The 16407-nt window shown below is 45.7% G+C and carries 11 protein-coding genes and 1 pseudogene; 6 read left to right on the top strand and 6 right to left on the bottom strand.

Going from position 1 to position 16407, the window contains the following annotated elements; all coding sequences use genetic code 11:
- Window positions 1-78 precede the first annotated feature (78 nt).
- Window positions 79-1527 carry an amidase gene (locus NO352_RS14655; RefSeq protein ID WP_262866563.1) on the top strand — a complete coding sequence of 483 codons (1449 nt, stop codon included), beginning with the start codon at window positions 79-81 and terminating at the stop codon, window positions 1525-1527.
- A 262-nt stretch (window positions 1528-1789) separates the two neighbouring features.
- On the opposite strand, the gene NO352_RS14650 is transcribed toward NO352_RS14655, so the two are convergent.
- Entirely contained in the window at window positions 1790-2824 is a 1035-nt protein-coding gene (locus NO352_RS14650; protein WP_289355994.1) for a PLL family lectin, read from the bottom strand.
- A 271-nt stretch (window positions 2825-3095) separates the two neighbouring features.
- Between NO352_RS14650 and NO352_RS14645 the strand changes: the two genes are divergently transcribed.
- Window positions 3096-4121, top strand: a complete 1026-nt coding sequence (locus tag NO352_RS14645; RefSeq protein ID WP_289355993.1) for a hypothetical protein — start codon at window positions 3096-3098, stop codon at window positions 4119-4121.
- Between the two features lie 64 nt (window positions 4122-4185).
- Here NO352_RS14645 and NO352_RS14640 read toward each other — a convergent pair whose 3' ends face one another.
- On the bottom strand, window positions 4186-4422 hold the full coding sequence (locus NO352_RS14640; protein WP_005546156.1) for a DUF6953 family protein: 237 nt from the start codon (window positions 4420-4422) through the stop codon (window positions 4186-4188).
- A gap of 713 nt (window positions 4423-5135) precedes the next feature.
- On the opposite strand from NO352_RS14640, the gene NO352_RS14635 reads away from it, so the two are divergent.
- Complete coding sequence (locus NO352_RS14635; protein WP_005546157.1) at window positions 5136-5543, top strand: hypothetical protein; 408 nt, start codon at window positions 5136-5138, stop codon at window positions 5541-5543.
- A gap of 317 nt (window positions 5544-5860) precedes the next feature.
- Here NO352_RS14635 and NO352_RS14630 read toward each other — a convergent pair whose 3' ends face one another.
- A complete protein-coding gene (locus NO352_RS14630; protein ID WP_244965984.1) occupies window positions 5861-6670 on the bottom strand; it encodes an N-acetylmuramoyl-L-alanine amidase family protein in 810 nt (269 codons plus the stop codon).
- Window positions 6671-6856: 186 nt separating this feature from the next.
- Between NO352_RS14630 and NO352_RS14625 the strand changes: the two genes are divergently transcribed.
- Window positions 6857-7165: a YqzE family protein gene (locus NO352_RS14625; protein WP_005546164.1), complete on the top strand. Its 309-nt coding sequence runs from the start codon at window positions 6857-6859 to the stop codon at window positions 7163-7165.
- 72 nt (window positions 7166-7237) lie between these two features.
- Here the strand turns inward: NO352_RS14625 and NO352_RS14620 are convergent, their stop codons facing one another.
- The 3 genes from NO352_RS14620 to NO352_RS14610 all read right to left on the bottom strand — a co-directional run bounded on the left by NO352_RS14620 (window position 7238) and on the right by NO352_RS14610 (window position 11610).
- Window positions 7238-8464: a hypothetical protein gene (locus NO352_RS14620; protein ID WP_289355992.1), complete on the bottom strand. Its 1227-nt coding sequence runs from the start codon at window positions 8462-8464 to the stop codon at window positions 7238-7240.
- Window positions 8465-8644: 180 nt separating this feature from the next.
- A complete protein-coding gene (locus tag NO352_RS14615) occupies window positions 8645-9784 on the bottom strand; it encodes a YqhG family protein (protein ID WP_289355991.1) in 1140 nt (379 codons plus the stop codon).
- A gap of 23 nt (window positions 9785-9807) precedes the next feature.
- Window positions 9808-11610: a DEAD/DEAH box helicase gene (locus NO352_RS14610; RefSeq protein WP_483311844.1), complete on the bottom strand. Its 1803-nt coding sequence runs from the start codon at window positions 11608-11610 to the stop codon at window positions 9808-9810.
- Window positions 11611-11944: 334 nt separating this feature from the next.
- Here NO352_RS14610 and NO352_RS14605 point away from each other — a divergent pair, with 334 nt between their 5' ends.
- Both NO352_RS14605 and NO352_RS25300 read left to right on the top strand, forming a co-directional pair.
- Window positions 11945-15034, top strand: a complete 3090-nt coding sequence (locus tag NO352_RS14605; RefSeq protein WP_483311842.1) for an adenosylcobalamin-dependent ribonucleoside-diphosphate reductase — start codon at window positions 11945-11947, stop codon at window positions 15032-15034.
- A 1222-nt stretch (window positions 15035-16256) separates the two neighbouring features.
- Window positions 16257-16406 (top strand): annotated as a pseudogene (locus NO352_RS25300) (transposase); the annotation flags it as partial.
- Between the last annotated feature and the right edge of the window lies 1 nt (window position 16407).

The raw sequence follows: 16407 nt of genomic DNA, 5'->3' as shown, positions 1-16407 counted from the left end.
AAGAATAATTGCATGCTTGATCTCAAGAAAGCACCTTCTCTTAAGATAAAGCGCATAACGAAGAAAGAGGTGAGTACCATGAAGTTATCCGAATATGCGAGTTATGACGGTCTGGGGCTAGCCGAGCTGGTCAAGCGCGGCGAGGTTACGCCACAGGAACTGACTGCGTTAGCTAGCGAAGCTATCCGGCTGTTGAATCCTAGGCTAAATGTGATGGCCGTTTCGATGCAGGAGTCAGCAGAAAAGGAGAGCATGTCTGCTTTACCGAATGGACCGTTTGCAGGTGTTCCATTTTTGATTAAGGATTCGACACTGCATGCCGCAGGAGTGCCTCTCAACAACGGCAGCCGGTTGGGGGAAGGAATGATTTACCCGTACGATTCCGAGTTGATGAAACGGTTCCGTCAGGCGGGACTCGTGACGCTGGGATCTGCCACAGCGCCGGAATTTGGCTTCAACGCAACAACAGAAGCAGTTCTGTATGGACCGACGAGAAACCCTTGGGATCCGGAGAGGAGTCCAGGAGGCTCAAGCGGCGGCTCGGCGGCAGCTGTAGCGGCAGGGATTGTGCCCGTAGCCCATGCCAATGACGGTGGAGGTTCTATTCGTATTCCTGCCTCTTGCTGCGGACTGGTCGGCTTGAAGCCGACACGCGGACGAACGCCAAATGGGCCTGACAACGGAGAGTCGCTGAGCGGATTTGGCGTTCAGTTTGCCGTAACCAAGACCGTGCGCGATGCGGCTGCGCTGCTGGATGCAGTATCGGGGCCAGACCCAGGAGCATATGCCTGGGCAGAGCGGCCGAGTCGTCCCTTCTTGGCAGAAGTCTCTTCAGCTCCTGGGCGGCTGCGCATTGCTTGGACGGGCAATCCTTATTCGGGCACGGCTGTTGATGCAGAATGTTTGCGTGTCTTGCATGAAACCGTCAGCTTATGTGAAGAGCTCGGGCATGAATTAGTGGAGGCTCAGCCAGAGTTGGATTACGAGCCATTGTTCATGGCGACGATGAACATTTGGGCGGCTAATACTTATCATGGCATTGAACGGCTTGCTAAGGTGCTGAATCGGGTACCGTCAGAACATAACCTGGAAGCAACCATCCTGAAAACGTACCAGTGCGGCGCTGCTCTGTCCGCCAATGATCTGCTGACTGCCTTGGATATCAGTGCGCAAGCATCCCGCTCTGTAGGCCGTTTTTTTGAACAGTATGATGTGCTGCTTTCCCCAACGATCGCGTCTTTGCCGTTTCCGCTGGGTCTGTTGAATGCGAACAATCAGGAAATCGATATAAAAGGCTGGACGGAACAGATGTTTACTCACGCTCCGTTCACAAGTCTCTTTAATACGACGGGTCAGCCTGCTATTTCGCTGCCGCTCGGTTGGAGCGCGGACGGCCTGCCGATTGGAATGCAGTTTGCCGGTCGTTTCGCCGACGAAGCCGGATTGCTGAGGCTTGCCGCTCAAATGGAATCCGTCCGGCCATGGAGTCATAAGCGTCCCGTCATTCATGCAGCAAACACCCAATAAGAGATGTCATTCCCGAACATACGAACAGAAACCTAGGTCGACTTGTTAAAAAGCGGACCTAGGTTTCTTGTTTCTTGCTGCTCCCTGACTGGAAAAAAGAAGACGTGCAGACATGATTCAACCTGGGGAAATCCCTCACTCTTTCTTACATACAGTGTGGCTAAAAACAGAGAAAGCCTGTGACCTATCAAGTAGGACAGGGTTTCTCTACACCTGAGGAGTTGTCTCAAAGACAGCTCCTCTCCCACTTCTATACGTCTAATCAACCATAATTCCATGAAGGTTGGTACACTGGATAAGGGTATACTCCCATTGATCGTAAATCCACCCGCTGCGCTAATTCATACCTTTGCCATTGTCCACCTTCATACCAAAAAGCACCTTGTATTGAACGGTTCCCTCCCAACCACCATAATTCCATACTGTTAGGAATTCTCGATACAGCTGTAATACTTCCGTTAATTGCGGAACTGCCCATTGGGGCTAGTTCATATCTTTGCCATTGTGATCCTTCATACCAAAATGCACCTTGAACGGAGCCGTTTAGTCCTAACCACCATACTTCCATACTGGTTGGAATCCTCGATACGGATGTGATACTTCCAAATGGAGAAGCGCTGCCTGCTGGGGCTAGTTCATATCTTTGCCATTGTGATCCTTCATACCAAAATGCGCCTTGCACGGAGCCATTTGCTCCTAACCACCATAATTCCATACTGTTAGGAATTCTCGATACAACTGTGATACTTCCATTGATTGAAGCGCTGCCTGCTGGGGCTAGTTCATATCTTTGCCATTGTGATCCTTCATACCAAAATGCACCTCGCACAGAGCCGTTTGGCCCAATCCACCATACTTCCATACTATTAGGAATTCTCGATACCGCCGTGATACTCCCAACAGTGGAAGCGCTGCCTGCCGGAGCTAATTCATACCTTTGCCACTGCGATCCTTCATACCAAAATGCGCCTTGCACAGAACCGTTTGCCCCAATCCACCATACTTCCATACTGTTTGGGATCCTCGATAAAGCGATAATACTCCCGTTCCGAGCGGCACTGCCTGCCGGAGCTAACTCATATCGTTGCCACTGGCTTCCTTCATACCAAAAAGCACCTTGTATGGAGCCGTTTCTGCCAATCCACCACACTTCCATGCTGTTCGGGATCCTCGATACTGCTGTGATGCTTCTATTATTAGAGATGTTGTCAATTGTCAATAAGTCACGAAATTGACCTTGTGGAGCCACTTCGTCATATGGATTAATTTGAAATGGTGGTGGAGCTAATTGTCTCACTGTTTAATCCCTCCAATTTTCAGAACATTATATTATAGCGTATAACTTACTACATACTATGTAGGTGAATATCACGAGGTATTATGTCCAACAAAAAAGGATAAACCATTTTGTTTAAGGTTGCATCACACTCCTATGCCGCGTCTATAATACGAATCAAAATGGCTTTTTACCCAATAGTACATCTACATCCCTGCTTCTGTATTCTTTAAATCCGGCATCCGTAACATCGTCTGTTTTGATCGATATTATGGTATAGGAGGGGATGTGATTGAACGATCCATTTTTTAATACAGCAACGATCCATACGATTCGCAACGGTGTCGAAGTGCACGAGTTGTGGCTGCTTATCAACGCGCGATACGATGAGACCGCCAAGCGATTTAAGCGGATCAATATCGACAATTTCAGCTTTGGTTGGCAAATGCAGGCTTGCGGCACGTACCCGGGTGAAGAGAACATCGGAGATTTGGATAATCAGGGAATGAATTTATGGAAGGCTAACGGGAAAAAGGCATACAGTGTAGGGGATCCGGCGCGTGACCAAACCGGAGAAGATATCGGAGCGTTACAGCCGGATGGAAGCTGGCGTGAGTTCGGAATTATGCTAGGGTGGAACAATCTTTTTATGTGTGACTCTTATGGAGGAGTAACGATCGGAGGATCGGGCATTGAAATTGACGGTTCAGGCATATCTCCGCTCAGCAGGCTTTCACTAGGCAAATTCAGCGGTGGAAGCAACGTCCCGCAACGTCCCGTTCAGGACTATGTGTTTGCTTACAACGGAACCTGCTGGAATGTTCAACATGGATTGTGGAACAAAGATATCGGGGAACAGAGCGCTTTTTTCTATGGATTGGCAGCACCAATCAACTACAATGATAAGGCTGATGGCTCGTTCAACTCGAATTCCAACAAGGCGGACATGGACAAAGCAGAAGTGGTCGTTATGAAATTGCCTGGAGGGAAATCTGCCCAGATCGAAAATTGGGAGTATCTTGTACAAATAACGAGCAGCGGGAACGCGAAAGTCCACGGATATGATGTCCCGCTCACTCAAGCCATTACCGTCAATTTAAATAAAGATCATGCGGCTGACGTATTCTATCCGAATTCAACCTGGAACAAGAAGAATGCGCATATCTTAGGCATTAAGGGAGTAAAGGCTGATGGAACGATAAAATCGGTTCAAAGCTATGATGCTTCCTACTATGATTATGGCATATATCTCAGTATGCCTGCTGGATATGCCCAAGCGGAGGTTCTATTGTCAAGAATTGGAGTGTCGTCGGAATGATTATACAAAAGAGCCGCTTGGCTTAATGGCCAGCGGCTCGTCATTTTCTATGAATGAATGATGCTTAGTTTTTAAAAACCCATTTATATTCTGCAGGAATCCATTCAATTTTCTTGTCTTTGTTCAATTTCCCGAATTCCATAGCAACTGTTTTGGTGACTGCTTTGTTGCCGTGATCAATGGCGTAAGTGTAGCGATTACCAAATTTCTCTTCAATGCTTTGAACAGCATCAGCCAAATTAACGACGATGTCTCTTTTAATTTTGTTGTACAACCACAGTGCAACGTGTTGTTCGTTCATCTTCACTTGCTCCCTTCATAAATTGCGTATTCACGGCTGTCAGTTTCCGGTATTTTCGTCCTCTGGCTGCTCCCGTATTTATATATTACTACAAGAAAGTACCCGATCCTGCCATGTAAATGTGAAAATCTTTTGTCATTTAACGCTTATTCGCTTAAGTGCATAGTTGCTTTACAGTAATAAAATATAATATGTATGACGGTGAGAATCCATTACCATTACTATATCTTATTCGTTAGGTATTGATTTGATTGTGGATTGTCCCGGTTGTATACAATTAATTAACTTGAATGATCTTCAATTTTGGCTATGATAAAGGAGTACGGGATAGGAATTGATCTAAATTTCATAAAAAGTGTTGACATGATTGATTATCGAGTGTATAATCATTATTTAATAGCGCAAGATAATCCCTCATCCGTCATTTCACCGTCCAATTACCAATCCGTGTCTTCCCGTGAATTCGTTACTCACAGTCGGCTTTTTCCCTATTGGTTGTAATTTTGATGTTGTTGTTTTTACTGTTGCCTTTGATAGTATTGCTGATCATTTCGCATGCTTATTTGATGTAAGGTAATCTATCACAATTGTTGGAATGATGTTTGAACATGTTGTAATGCGTTTAAATAAATGAAAGAAAGAAATTTTAAGAAGCCTGACTCATCGAAAATAGAGCTAGGAGGTTTTTTCTTAAGAAGTTGGAGGTATGACAAATGAATACAATACTAGTGAACAATTGGTTGAACCACTTGAGTGACTACCGTGCAAGCCGTGCGTTGAATGAGCGTCGATTGTCTTATCGGATGTCTTATGTTCAAGACATGAAGATGAACATGGCGGGTGTACGCCGTGAACAAGATAAATTGCGTCATGCGATTACACGTGCGAAGGAACAAGAAATGATTTTCCATGCTGCTTGCTCGAAGCTGGATGCTGTGCATCGCGATGCTTTGAACACACGCTATATGAACAATCAACGTGGTATTGAGCCTGGTATCATCTCGGAAGCAATTGATGCTCTTACTGCAGCCTTGCAGGTAATGGAGAAATGCGGCGCGATTCAATATCGTGTAGTTGAAGGTTATGTCATTATGAACTTTGTACAACAGCGCACAGCGTAATGTTGGGTTGTGTACGATGCGAAGAAGGATTGAATGATCGACTGTCATCTCACGGACAGTTTTCGTCCATCTAGCATTTCATTTTAAACGATTGGGTGAGCATATGATTTCGGAACGTTAACAGCCTCTTAAGAATCGAAACTTAAGAGGTTTATTTTATTCCTCCTCACTTTATTCAATTAACTTATTAAAGTATACGCGGCAATTCTCCACTGAAAACATCCCTACATTTATTATTAACAAAGTTCAGCTTATAAAAAATCAGCGCCCATCATCTCCCTGCTTCCGTTAGAAAGATGAAATGAGCGCTTCCTATGTCAGAACATGGTCTGATAGTGTACGATTGCATCGCAGATCCGGGAAGCGATCAATGTCTGTGTACGTGTTTCCGTTAGCATGCGGCGATCTCGATCATTGCTAATAAATCCTGCTTCCACAATGACGGCTGGCTGCTCGACTCGTTTGAGCAAGTAGTAGGTCGGGCCAAGCTCGGGGTGCTTATTCGATCGAAAGACTGGATTAAGCGATTGCTGTATGAACCAAGCAAGCATCCGGCTTCTTCCTTCGTTCTGATGCAGCACAATCGGACCGCGATTAGCTTTGTTTTTACTCCAATTAACATGAATGCTGATGAACATTGAAACCGACAACTCTTGGCTAAGCTGTCGTCGCTGAGCAAGATCTTTACGATGCCTGGATCGGGTCGCGGACCAACGATTATCATCACTCAGTGCGTAATCTCCTGTTCGGTTGACAATAACCGGAATCCCCTTTGATTTCAGCATGAGGTACAGTTTTTGAGCGATAGCTAGGTTGATGTCCTTCTCCAATATATCGCCATGACTTGTTCCGCCATCAATTCCTCCGTGACCTGCATCAATTAAGACAAGCTTAGTAAAGGGTAGGCTTGGAACGGAATCCATAGGCAATGAATTGGAGGAAATAGAAATGAGATAGGGTTCCGGAATTACATTCAAGACCGATTCATGAGATGAGGCTTGTCCACAGGCAGCTGCAGCATCCTCGGCTTGCACATTCCCTAGGTAAACGGTACACCCGATGAAAATGGCTGTAATGCCAGCGACCATTCGGCGCAATCTGGTTGCACTTGAAGGTTGTTGTAGCATGAATCAAGCCCTTCTTTCTGTCAATTGGTCAACGTAATACATTCCATCTTTATCGTGCACCGCAATGGTCAACCTCATTCCTGGCAATTCATTAGAATCATGGGTTGGTGCGGCTTATATGTGGGTATCCTAGGAATAACGGGGCGAAGCAGCCTAGATACAACGACGAGAGGAATGTGAACCGTTATGGCAGCTAAGGGAGAAGATTTGATTAAATACATCACGCAGCGCGTTGTTACATATATGGATACACCAGTCGAAGCGCGTCGAGAGCGTCAATTGGAGCGAAAAAATCGCGTGAAAGAACCGTGGCAAACAAAATGGTTCGGAATGGTGCCGTTCGGGGTTAAAATGTGGGCCGGTAAATGGGGAAATGCAAGTAAACCTTTGCTCAAAAAAGCAGGTGAGTTAAAATTGCTCCGTTTGCTGCGCAAGCATGTTAAATCATCTTCAAGCTCTCCTTCATCCGGCTCCAGTACTCCTTCTCAGCCTTAACAAGCAATTAGGCACGTCTTTGGAAGACGTGCCTAATTTGCTGCTCAAGAATGAGCGTATCCTGTTTCTTCTTTAAGATTGCGGAATAAATGAACCTGCCTGCAATGCAGCTGAAGAAGGGAGCCAGCGCATTGATTTCATGTCCTGAGAGCCAACGATTACATATACATTGTCTGGGCGGGGGTGATTGCTGCTTGATGAGTTCGGACTATCGTCCTGTGCAACTGCCGGAAGCCATTTTTGAATCCCGATATAGGAAAAGGGCAGGTTTACAAGACCGCTGTTCATCCGCTGTACGTAAACCCAGTTCTGCTCCTCATAATTGAGGGGGAGATCTGTCTGAACCGGTGCAGATTTTATGATCCATTTCAGATTCTCATACGGATTGAATGGTGCGATATAATTGCTCGAAGAAGCTGTTTCGCGATAGGTTTGCGATGAGGAGCTGTTCGATGAAAGAAGCCTAAACGAATAAAGTTCATCGCCGCTTCCCAAACGATCTGACTTATTAACAGGTGCTTGGCTTTGTAATGAAGAGATGTTGCTGATATCCTTCACTGAGGGGGCCGGTGCGTAGTTTTTGGGAAGAGGCAACCACTCCCCGCTTTGTGCATCAAGCCAATCCACTGAATGATTGTCCCATTCTACCCTCCATACCGTAAGCAGGGGCGCTAACTGATACGGATAAATGCTAGTCACACGAGGGCTTTTCGTAAGCCCATTCGTATTCGTATTCAACTGCTGTTTAGAGCTTAGTGCCTGCTTTAAGGTTGACTCATCGAAGGGCTGCTGCTCCCCGAGCCCGTATTCAGCCAGACGAATCCATCCTTCTTCATCGGATTGTAAAATCATATAGCCGATCTGCTTCTGCTTGTCCATGACTCGAATAAACCATCCATGCATGCCAGGGCCAAGAGGGAAGCGTTCCGTTTCTGCATGTGCCCATTGCTGGAAGGGTGCTTCCTTTGCAAGCTGGTTCAGATAGTAACAAACGGAATCATCGATCTGCTTACTCTGGTTCTCGGTCGGTAGGGCAGTAAATGACACCGTTTGTAGGGAAATGTTCATTTTTGCTGCAGGTGAGATCAACTGAGCTTCTACTATTTCTGTGGAGGCATTTTTATGTAAATGCGGAGCGTGAGCTTCACTCACGATGGTCTCTGTAGCACTGCCTAGAAGCGGCTTCGTAGAACTGGATGCAAGCAAGATGCCGATGGTAACACTACCGGCTACAATAGAAGTCAGTGCAGCGGAAGCGGCGATATAAGCCATTTTCGTCCACCAAGGTTCATTATTCATCTGATTCACCTCTAATTTCCGTTGTTTCACGCTGTCTGTATCGCTTGCTGTTGGTTGATATCCTTTATTGTAAGGGACAAGCTTTAAAAATGGTGTCGTTCCATTGTTTAGGAGCTTGTCCATCGTTCGTTCTATTTTTGCCGTAATGTGGCGGTTCCTTGTCGTTCATGATTGAATGGCTTATGCCATTGTCGAAGGAAGATGAATCAAGCCTGCATTTAGCAAATGTACGGTAATTCGTGGTTCGAACTGCCAGCGTATCTCTTGACATCTCATGTCATACTGCTGCTTGATTACCTCTTGCTTCGAGCGCTGGCTGCTATCTTCAGATTCTGGGTTTGAAGCAGCCTGTATCGTTTCTTGCCGCTTTTTATTTGCAGATGTGCCGGAATCTATTTCGGATTGAGCGCCGGATTGCTGAAGCTGTGGCTCATAGTAGGATTGCAATCGCACCAGTTCCTCATTCAAGCGTTCGGCTGCTTCCACCGCCCATGTATGGTCATAGGTCGAAATGAGTTTGATGAGCTGCTGTTCAACAGCCTCACGAGCTTGCTCAATCGATAAAGACCATGGTGCGACATGCACGTTAGACGGAAGCTTAGGAGACAAGGATATGGAGAGTAACTGCTCCATGAAATCGCTACGAATGCGGCCGGATACTAGTGAAATGCCGTAAGAGTGAATCTCTTCTCGCTTCAAATCACAGGCGAATTCCACATTAAGGTTCATCAGAAGCCACGGTTCATAAGCGGTTGAACGTTTAGTGCCCCGTGGTGAGCGAACAGCGGTTTGATTGCCTGCATGATCTGCGAATAAGCTAATGAAGCGACCCTCTTCATGAGCTGCTTGCATAATGCTGGACAAACGCCGACTGCCAAAGGTGACATCTTCGCGCGGAATTCGTCCAATTCCTCCCCCACCGCCTGTAAAGGCAGGGGCTACGCCGAAGTAGCGGCCCAGAATAGAATCGCCGGCATTTGGATTGGCATCTGACCCCATCTGTGGAGCATTTACTGTTGCCGCTGGCGGGGCGGGTGCAACTCCTGCGGCGGGTGCAACTCCTGCTGGCGGTGGCGCATATGGGCCGCGAGGCGGATCAGGAGGCATTGCAGATGGATCGAATACGAAGGTGAAGCGCATCGTTTCGGGTTCCGCCCCAGTACGATCAACGAAGCCCCAATAATAGGGGCGATTCGTCAGCTTGCGATCTGCTCGCTCTGAGAGCTTTACCGTTACACTTGCAGGAGAGAGCTCCATGATGTGGCATTCTGTTGCCTCCAAATAATCGAGCACATATTTGCGAATTTGCTCCGTATTCATTTTGCAGCCTCCTTTCCTTGTCGTTAGCCTTCTACTTCAGCACTCATTCCTTGCAGGAGCTGGTGCAGCGCAGCGCCCTGTGTATCTTCTTCCATATTGATTTCCTCGCGAATGGCATTCAATGAATTGCCGAGCCGCTCTACTTCACTGCGTATATGTTCCTCCGAATCCGCTTCCAGCAAAATTCGAGATAGGCTTTTCTCGAACGAATCCTGCTTCTCAAAGCGCTCCAGAATCATGTCCAGACTGCCGATAACCATCTCGAACATATTGATTTTTTCATGCAGAAGGTTCAAAATATATTCCTCAATCGTACCTGTTGTGGATAAATTATATATTTTCACATCATTGTTTTGTCCTAGCCGATGCACACGACCAATTCGCTGCTCTACACGCATCGGATTCCATGGCAAATCGAAATTAATCATGTGATGACAGAATTGAAGGTTGATTCCTTCGCCTCCAGCCTCTGTTGCGATCATTACCTGGGCGCGTCCACGGAACAGATCCATCATCCAATCCTTTTTGCCCCGATTCATTCCACCGCTGTATGGAACTGCTACTAGCCCTGCATTACGGAAGTATTGCAGCAAATATTCCTGAGTGGCTCTGTATTCTGTAAATACAATAACCTTTTCATTGACGTCACGAATAATGTTCATCGCAGTCTCAGCCTTGGTATTCGCCTGAATCCCCTTAATGAGATCAACAAGATCCCAAATGTAATTACGAATCGGAGAATCCTCAGCGAGTTTTTTCGATAAGTTCACCAATGTTAAAAATACAGCATCCCGGCTGGAGCATACTTCACGCTGTAAGGTAATCAGCGAGAACATGCTGCCTGCATCGCCGCTGTTTGTTTTATATTGCTCCTTTACAAATCGTGTGACGCCATCATAGAGTGCTTGTTCTTCTGGTGATAGGGTAAGCGGGACGTTTTTGACAATGCGCTTCGTAAAATGCACATTGCCTTCTCCCCTGCGATTGCGCACCATTACCTTAGACAGCGCTTCTTGCAGCATGCCTTCATTTTTCGGCACACGCTTGTCAGCGACGAAGTTCGTGCTGAATTCACCTTGACCGCCAAGCTGACCGGGCTTCAATAGATTAATTAGGTTGTACAGCTCGTTCATATCATTTTGCACAGGTGTTGCTGTGAGCAACAGACAATATTTTTTGCGCAAATGCTGAATGAATTGGTAGTTGGTTGTTTTGCGATTTTTCAGTTTATGGGCTTCGTCAACGATAAGCATGTCATATTCCTGCTCCATAAGAACTTCCTTATGAGGGTCGCGTTTAGCGGTATCCATGGAGGCGACTACAATATCGCTGTGCCACTGAAATCCTTTCTTTTGTGCGATCGCAGGAATGCCGAACTTGTGGTTCAGCTCACGAACCCATTGCAGCACAAGAGAGGCGGGCACTAGAATGAGTGCTCGCTTCACAAGTCCTCGAATCATATATTCCTTGAGAACAAGACCAGCTTCGATTGTCTTTCCAAGACCAACCTCGTCGGCCAATATCGCTCTTCCACGCATATCGTGCAGCACTTTGCGGGCTGTTTCTAGCTGGTGTGGTAATGGATCGACATTCGATATATGACTTAGGCATTGCAGCTCGTCGAATGCGTGAATCCGCTGTGCTTGTTTGGCCTCATATGCAAGTCGGAACATGGTCCAGTCATCCCAAGGGCTATTTTTGTTTATTCGGCCAAGAAGCTCATCTGTCCATCCATGATCAATCGTAACGGGTATACGACCAATTGCTGTAACACTAGTTTTCGGTGAAGACAGGTGCACTGCACCATCACTGCCTGCTGTACCCATAGAAGCTCCGTTTCCGGGGCATGCTACTGTTGTCAAAGTGTCGTTCGGCTTGCGAGGCTCTTCCTTTGGCGGCTGATACGCACACATGTTGTCTCCCTCCCTAACTAAAGCAAATCATATCATTACCGAGTAGTATGGACGCTTTCTCCTCATTTCATAACTGCACATGAGCCGGGAACAATGAGGATTAGATGAGGCATTTATCACATCAATTCTATATATAGTATATTATAATCTATTATGAATACTACATATTGTGTTTGTTTCGTTGAAGGAAGCTTGAGTATAAGCCCGGATGCGTCATCATTTGATTGTAAGCAGGAGGTTGTTCTCTTTGAATAAGATATCGAATAAGCGGTTGGAAGGATTAAGTGAGAAAATATTTTTGGATCGTTATGCCAAAAAAGAGGTGGATACGAACCATACCAAGGTTGGGGATGTTGTATTGGTACTAACCAAGGATGATCCGAAGTTTCCGACAAAGGAAGTAGGAGAGGTAATTGCGCGTGACGGACAAAACGTATCTGTCGCATTGCGCAGGGGTGAAGCCGTGCAAACCTCGATTGAAAAGTTGACCCTTGCTGTGGAAAAGACGCCAGAAGAAATGTGGGATCGCCTTGCATCCGCCGTTGCTTCTGTGGAATCGACTTCAGAAAAGCAAATCGAATGGACAGATAAATTCCGCTATGTCCTTGATGACTGGAAGCTAGTGCCTGGCGGACGGATTGCTGCAGGAGCAGGGGCGAGTGAAGAGTTGACCTTATTCAACTGCTATGTCATCCCATCACCGAAGGACAGTCGCGGCGGGATTATGCAGACGCTGTCAGAAATGACGGAGATTATGGCGCGTGGGGGCGGAGTTGGTATCAATTTGTCCTCTTTGCGTCCGAGACGAGCGATCGTACGAGGGGTCAATGGGACTTCCAGCGGAGCCGTCTCATGGGGTGGGCTGTTCAGCTATACTACAGGGCTTATTGAGCAGGGCGGAAGCCGCCGCGGTGCATTGATGTTAATGATGTATGACTGGCACCCGGACATTATGGATTTTATTACGGTAAAGCAGACTGCAGGGCAGGTGACAAATGCGAATTTGTCCGTCTGTGTAAGTAATGGATTTATGAAGGCTGTAAAGGAGGATTTGGACTGGCAGTTAGTATTCCCGGATACGAGTGATCCGGACTATGATGAGCAGTGGGATGGGGATTTGGTAAAATGGAAGCGGGCAGGTAAGGCTGTGATTCCATATCAAACCGTGAAGGCTCGCGACATTTGGCATACGATTATAGAGTCGGCGTGGAAGTCGGCGGAGCCGGGCGTTGTCTTCATGGAGCATTATAATCAGATGTCGAACAGCTGGTATTTTAACCCGATTATATGTACGAATCCTTGTGGGGAGCAGGGATTGCCAGCGTGGGGCGTCTGTAATTTGTCTGCGCTCAATCTGTCCAAGTTTTATGATGCAGAGAAGCGGGACGTTGCTTGGGAGGAACTGTCGAAGGTAACGCGTTATGCGGTTCGTTTTCTCGATAACGTCATTGACAAAACACCTTATCATTTTGAAGAAAATAAAAACAATCAGCAAAAGGAACGTCGTATCGGACTTGGATCAATGGGCTTGGCAGAATTGATGATCAAGCTAGGAATCCGATATGGAAGCTCGGAATCGCTTGAGTTCCTTGACAAACTGTTTGGCTTCATTGCTCGTGAGGCGTATTTAGCCTCTGCAGAGATCGCGGCAGAGAAAGGATCATTCCCTGCTTTCCAAGCAGATCCTTATTTACAGAGTGGGTTTATGCAGCAGATGACCAGCGTATATCCTGAAGTTGGATCAGCGATTCGGGCGAAAGGAATCCGCAATGTCACCGTCATAACACAAGCTCCAACTGGCAGCACAGGTACGATGGTAGGCACATCAACCGGAATTGAGCCATACTTTGCCTTCAAGTATTATCGTCAGAGCCGGCTTGGGTATGATGAGCAGTTCGTACCGATTGCCCAACAATGGAAGGACGCACATCCGAACGAGGAATTGCCAGATTACTTCGTGACAGCAATGGATCTCTCCGCAGAGGATCATATCCGCACACAGGCAGCGATCCAGCGTTGGGTAGATAGTTCGATATCCAAAACCGCGAATTGTCCGAATGACTTCACGATCGAGCAGACGAAGCAATTATATGAGCTTGCCTTCGATCTCGGCTGCAAAGGGGTAACCATTTATCGAGATGGAAGCCGAGACGTGCAGGTACTTTCGACGGATAAAGGGAAGAATCAGCAAGAGGGTAGTCATTCAGAGTCGGGGCAAGCTGATTCCCATTCGGATTCGCAGCAGAAACAGTATGGGCAGGGTGATTCCAATGCGAGCAATCAGGAAAGTCATCAATTAGGGAACGGCGGCACGTTAAAATGTCAGTCCTCCTCTAATGATGAGACAACGCAGAACGAAGGAACTGCAAATAAACAGCAGCTTCATCGTCGGGACTCCGATTCAGATGATCAAGCTTCATCGGATGCCGCTTCGGGTCAGGAAGATAAAAATCAGCAGAAGAAGAACAATGAGCAGGAAGGAAATAACAGTGCCTCAGTATCGTCTGCTTCGAACCAAGAAGGTACAGAGGAATCTGAAACAAGCTCAAATAATGTGTATAAGCGTCGACCACAAATATTGCGTGGCGCCACATACAAGATTAATACGCCATTTGGGATGGCATACATTACGATAAATGATCTGAATGACATTCCGGCAGAGATTTTCTTGAATGTTGGCAAAGCGGGTTCAGATGTATTTGCCATGGCAGAAGCATTGGGTCGCGTATGCTCCCTGTTCCTGCGATATGGGGATCATGGGAACAAGGTGGAACTGCTTATCAAACATTTGAAGGGTATCGGCGGATCAGGCGCTATCGGCTTCGGGGCCAACCGAGTAGAATCCATTGCGGATGCGGTCGCGAAGGCACTGGAGACGCATATGCAGGAGCAAGCGGATCACAAGGAACAACAGAACCAGAACACTGGTAAAGAAAGCAAAGGCGATCAGCAGCCAAGCAAAAATAACAACCAGCAATCGGACGCCCATAACAATAATCCGTCTAGAAACAATAACAATAAGGATGACGGCCAACAGTCTTACCATTATAAAAATGATGATAGCCAACAGTCGAGTAACAACGAACATCAGTCACACAACAACGGTCAACAAGCTGCAATAGGTAATGAACAGCAAAACAATTCTGACCAGCAGGATGTGGGTGGGCAGACGTCAAGTACAATTTCGGCAGAAGATTCCGTACAAGCTCGGAAAAATATATCCAAGCCGATGAGCGGACAATCCAGAGACTTATGTCCTTCCTGCGGTACAGCTTCGCTTGTTAGTATGGAGGGATGCAAGACCTGTGTGAACTGTGGATACAGCCGTTGTTCGTAAAGAATAAATGGGCAGATGTGATTGGTATAGTGTGTGTGATGAATCATGAAAGTTGATCATTTGTAAATAAATGATGATGAAATTGGATTAAAGAAAACGATAAAATAAGCAGATATACACTCCACCGCATCAATATATATTGATGTAGTGGAGTGTATTGATATTTATATTTGTGCTTGCCCATATGGGACTGTGTGTCAGTCAGGTATAGAGAAAGAAAGCAGTCCTGATGCATGCAGATATAAATGGGAGCCTTATGACGTCTTGGTTACTTCTTATTTGCTTCAAGATATTAGAGAATATCAGGTCCTGCCAAGCAAAACAACTTGGTATTCAGTAGAATCTAGACTTTTATACTTCATTAATTGGTGAACGAGATTTATAGCGAGTATTTGTAGTAATTTTCTACCTTTGGATGAGAAAATTTATGCCAAGGTTTCTGAAGAATATGACAAAGCCTAAGTAAATCATCCTGACAATAGATTAGGAAAAGTAAGTAGAAAAATAGATTTACATCCCAATCAGATCTACATAACAGATACTATAGATAATGTAGTAGTTGGGTATGAGGATAAAAATTAATAGAAAACAAATACAAGAGATAATGGATATGAAAAAATAAGTTTAATTAGAGCTTTAGCAATTGGTTGGGTAATGCCTGCGAAAAATCTTCTTTCCATACCTAAAAGTAGAGCGTCAAGTCACTGTGTGAACTTAGGAACTGCTGAATACCGAGCGGTACGTATGGTGGTGTGGATGGTCTACTCAAATAAAATAATGGGTAGCCTCCAACCCGATTCAAGTCAGAAAAAAGTTATTATTTAACAATTGGGATATTGCAATGAAATATCTGGTATGTTAATATTGCGCTAACACTTTCGATAGGAGTTGAAGAGGGTAATGTAAAATTTCTTGCTTACGTGTTTAAAGAATAAAACAAGTTCTATTTGTTCTGTTTTATTCTTTAATGGCAAGAAAGTTACCTTATTCTTTTCACTCAAAATATATCCTTATCTGACTCTGCGTAGGGTTGGATTTGCTTTATTTTTTTGAGCTGTAAGAAAGGTCGACTTTCTTGCGGCTCTTTTATATTTGAGTATTTTGCATGAATCTGAGCCCTTAATACGCAAGAATTTTCAGTCATAAAAAAGGGACTTCACCCCAACTTGGCGAAGTTTTTTTGATAGCAAACCAAAAATACCCAAGAATGGAGGGATTCACCTTGTGTGTTTTCCAAGAAAGTCTACTTTTCTTTGAAGATCTGCAAAAAATGTATACAAAAGATTGATAGCCTATCTTTTTTAGCGTCTTGGATCTTCGTCCTTACGCGAAAGAGCTGAGAAGCCGTTCACCCCGAGGGGCTGACGGTTACG

Source organism: Paenibacillus sp. S-12 (assembly GCF_030363895.1).
Lineage (GTDB): Bacteria > Bacillota > Bacilli > Paenibacillales > Paenibacillaceae > Paenibacillus_B > Paenibacillus_B alvei.
This window is presented reverse-complemented; position numbering and strand designations above follow the sequence as displayed.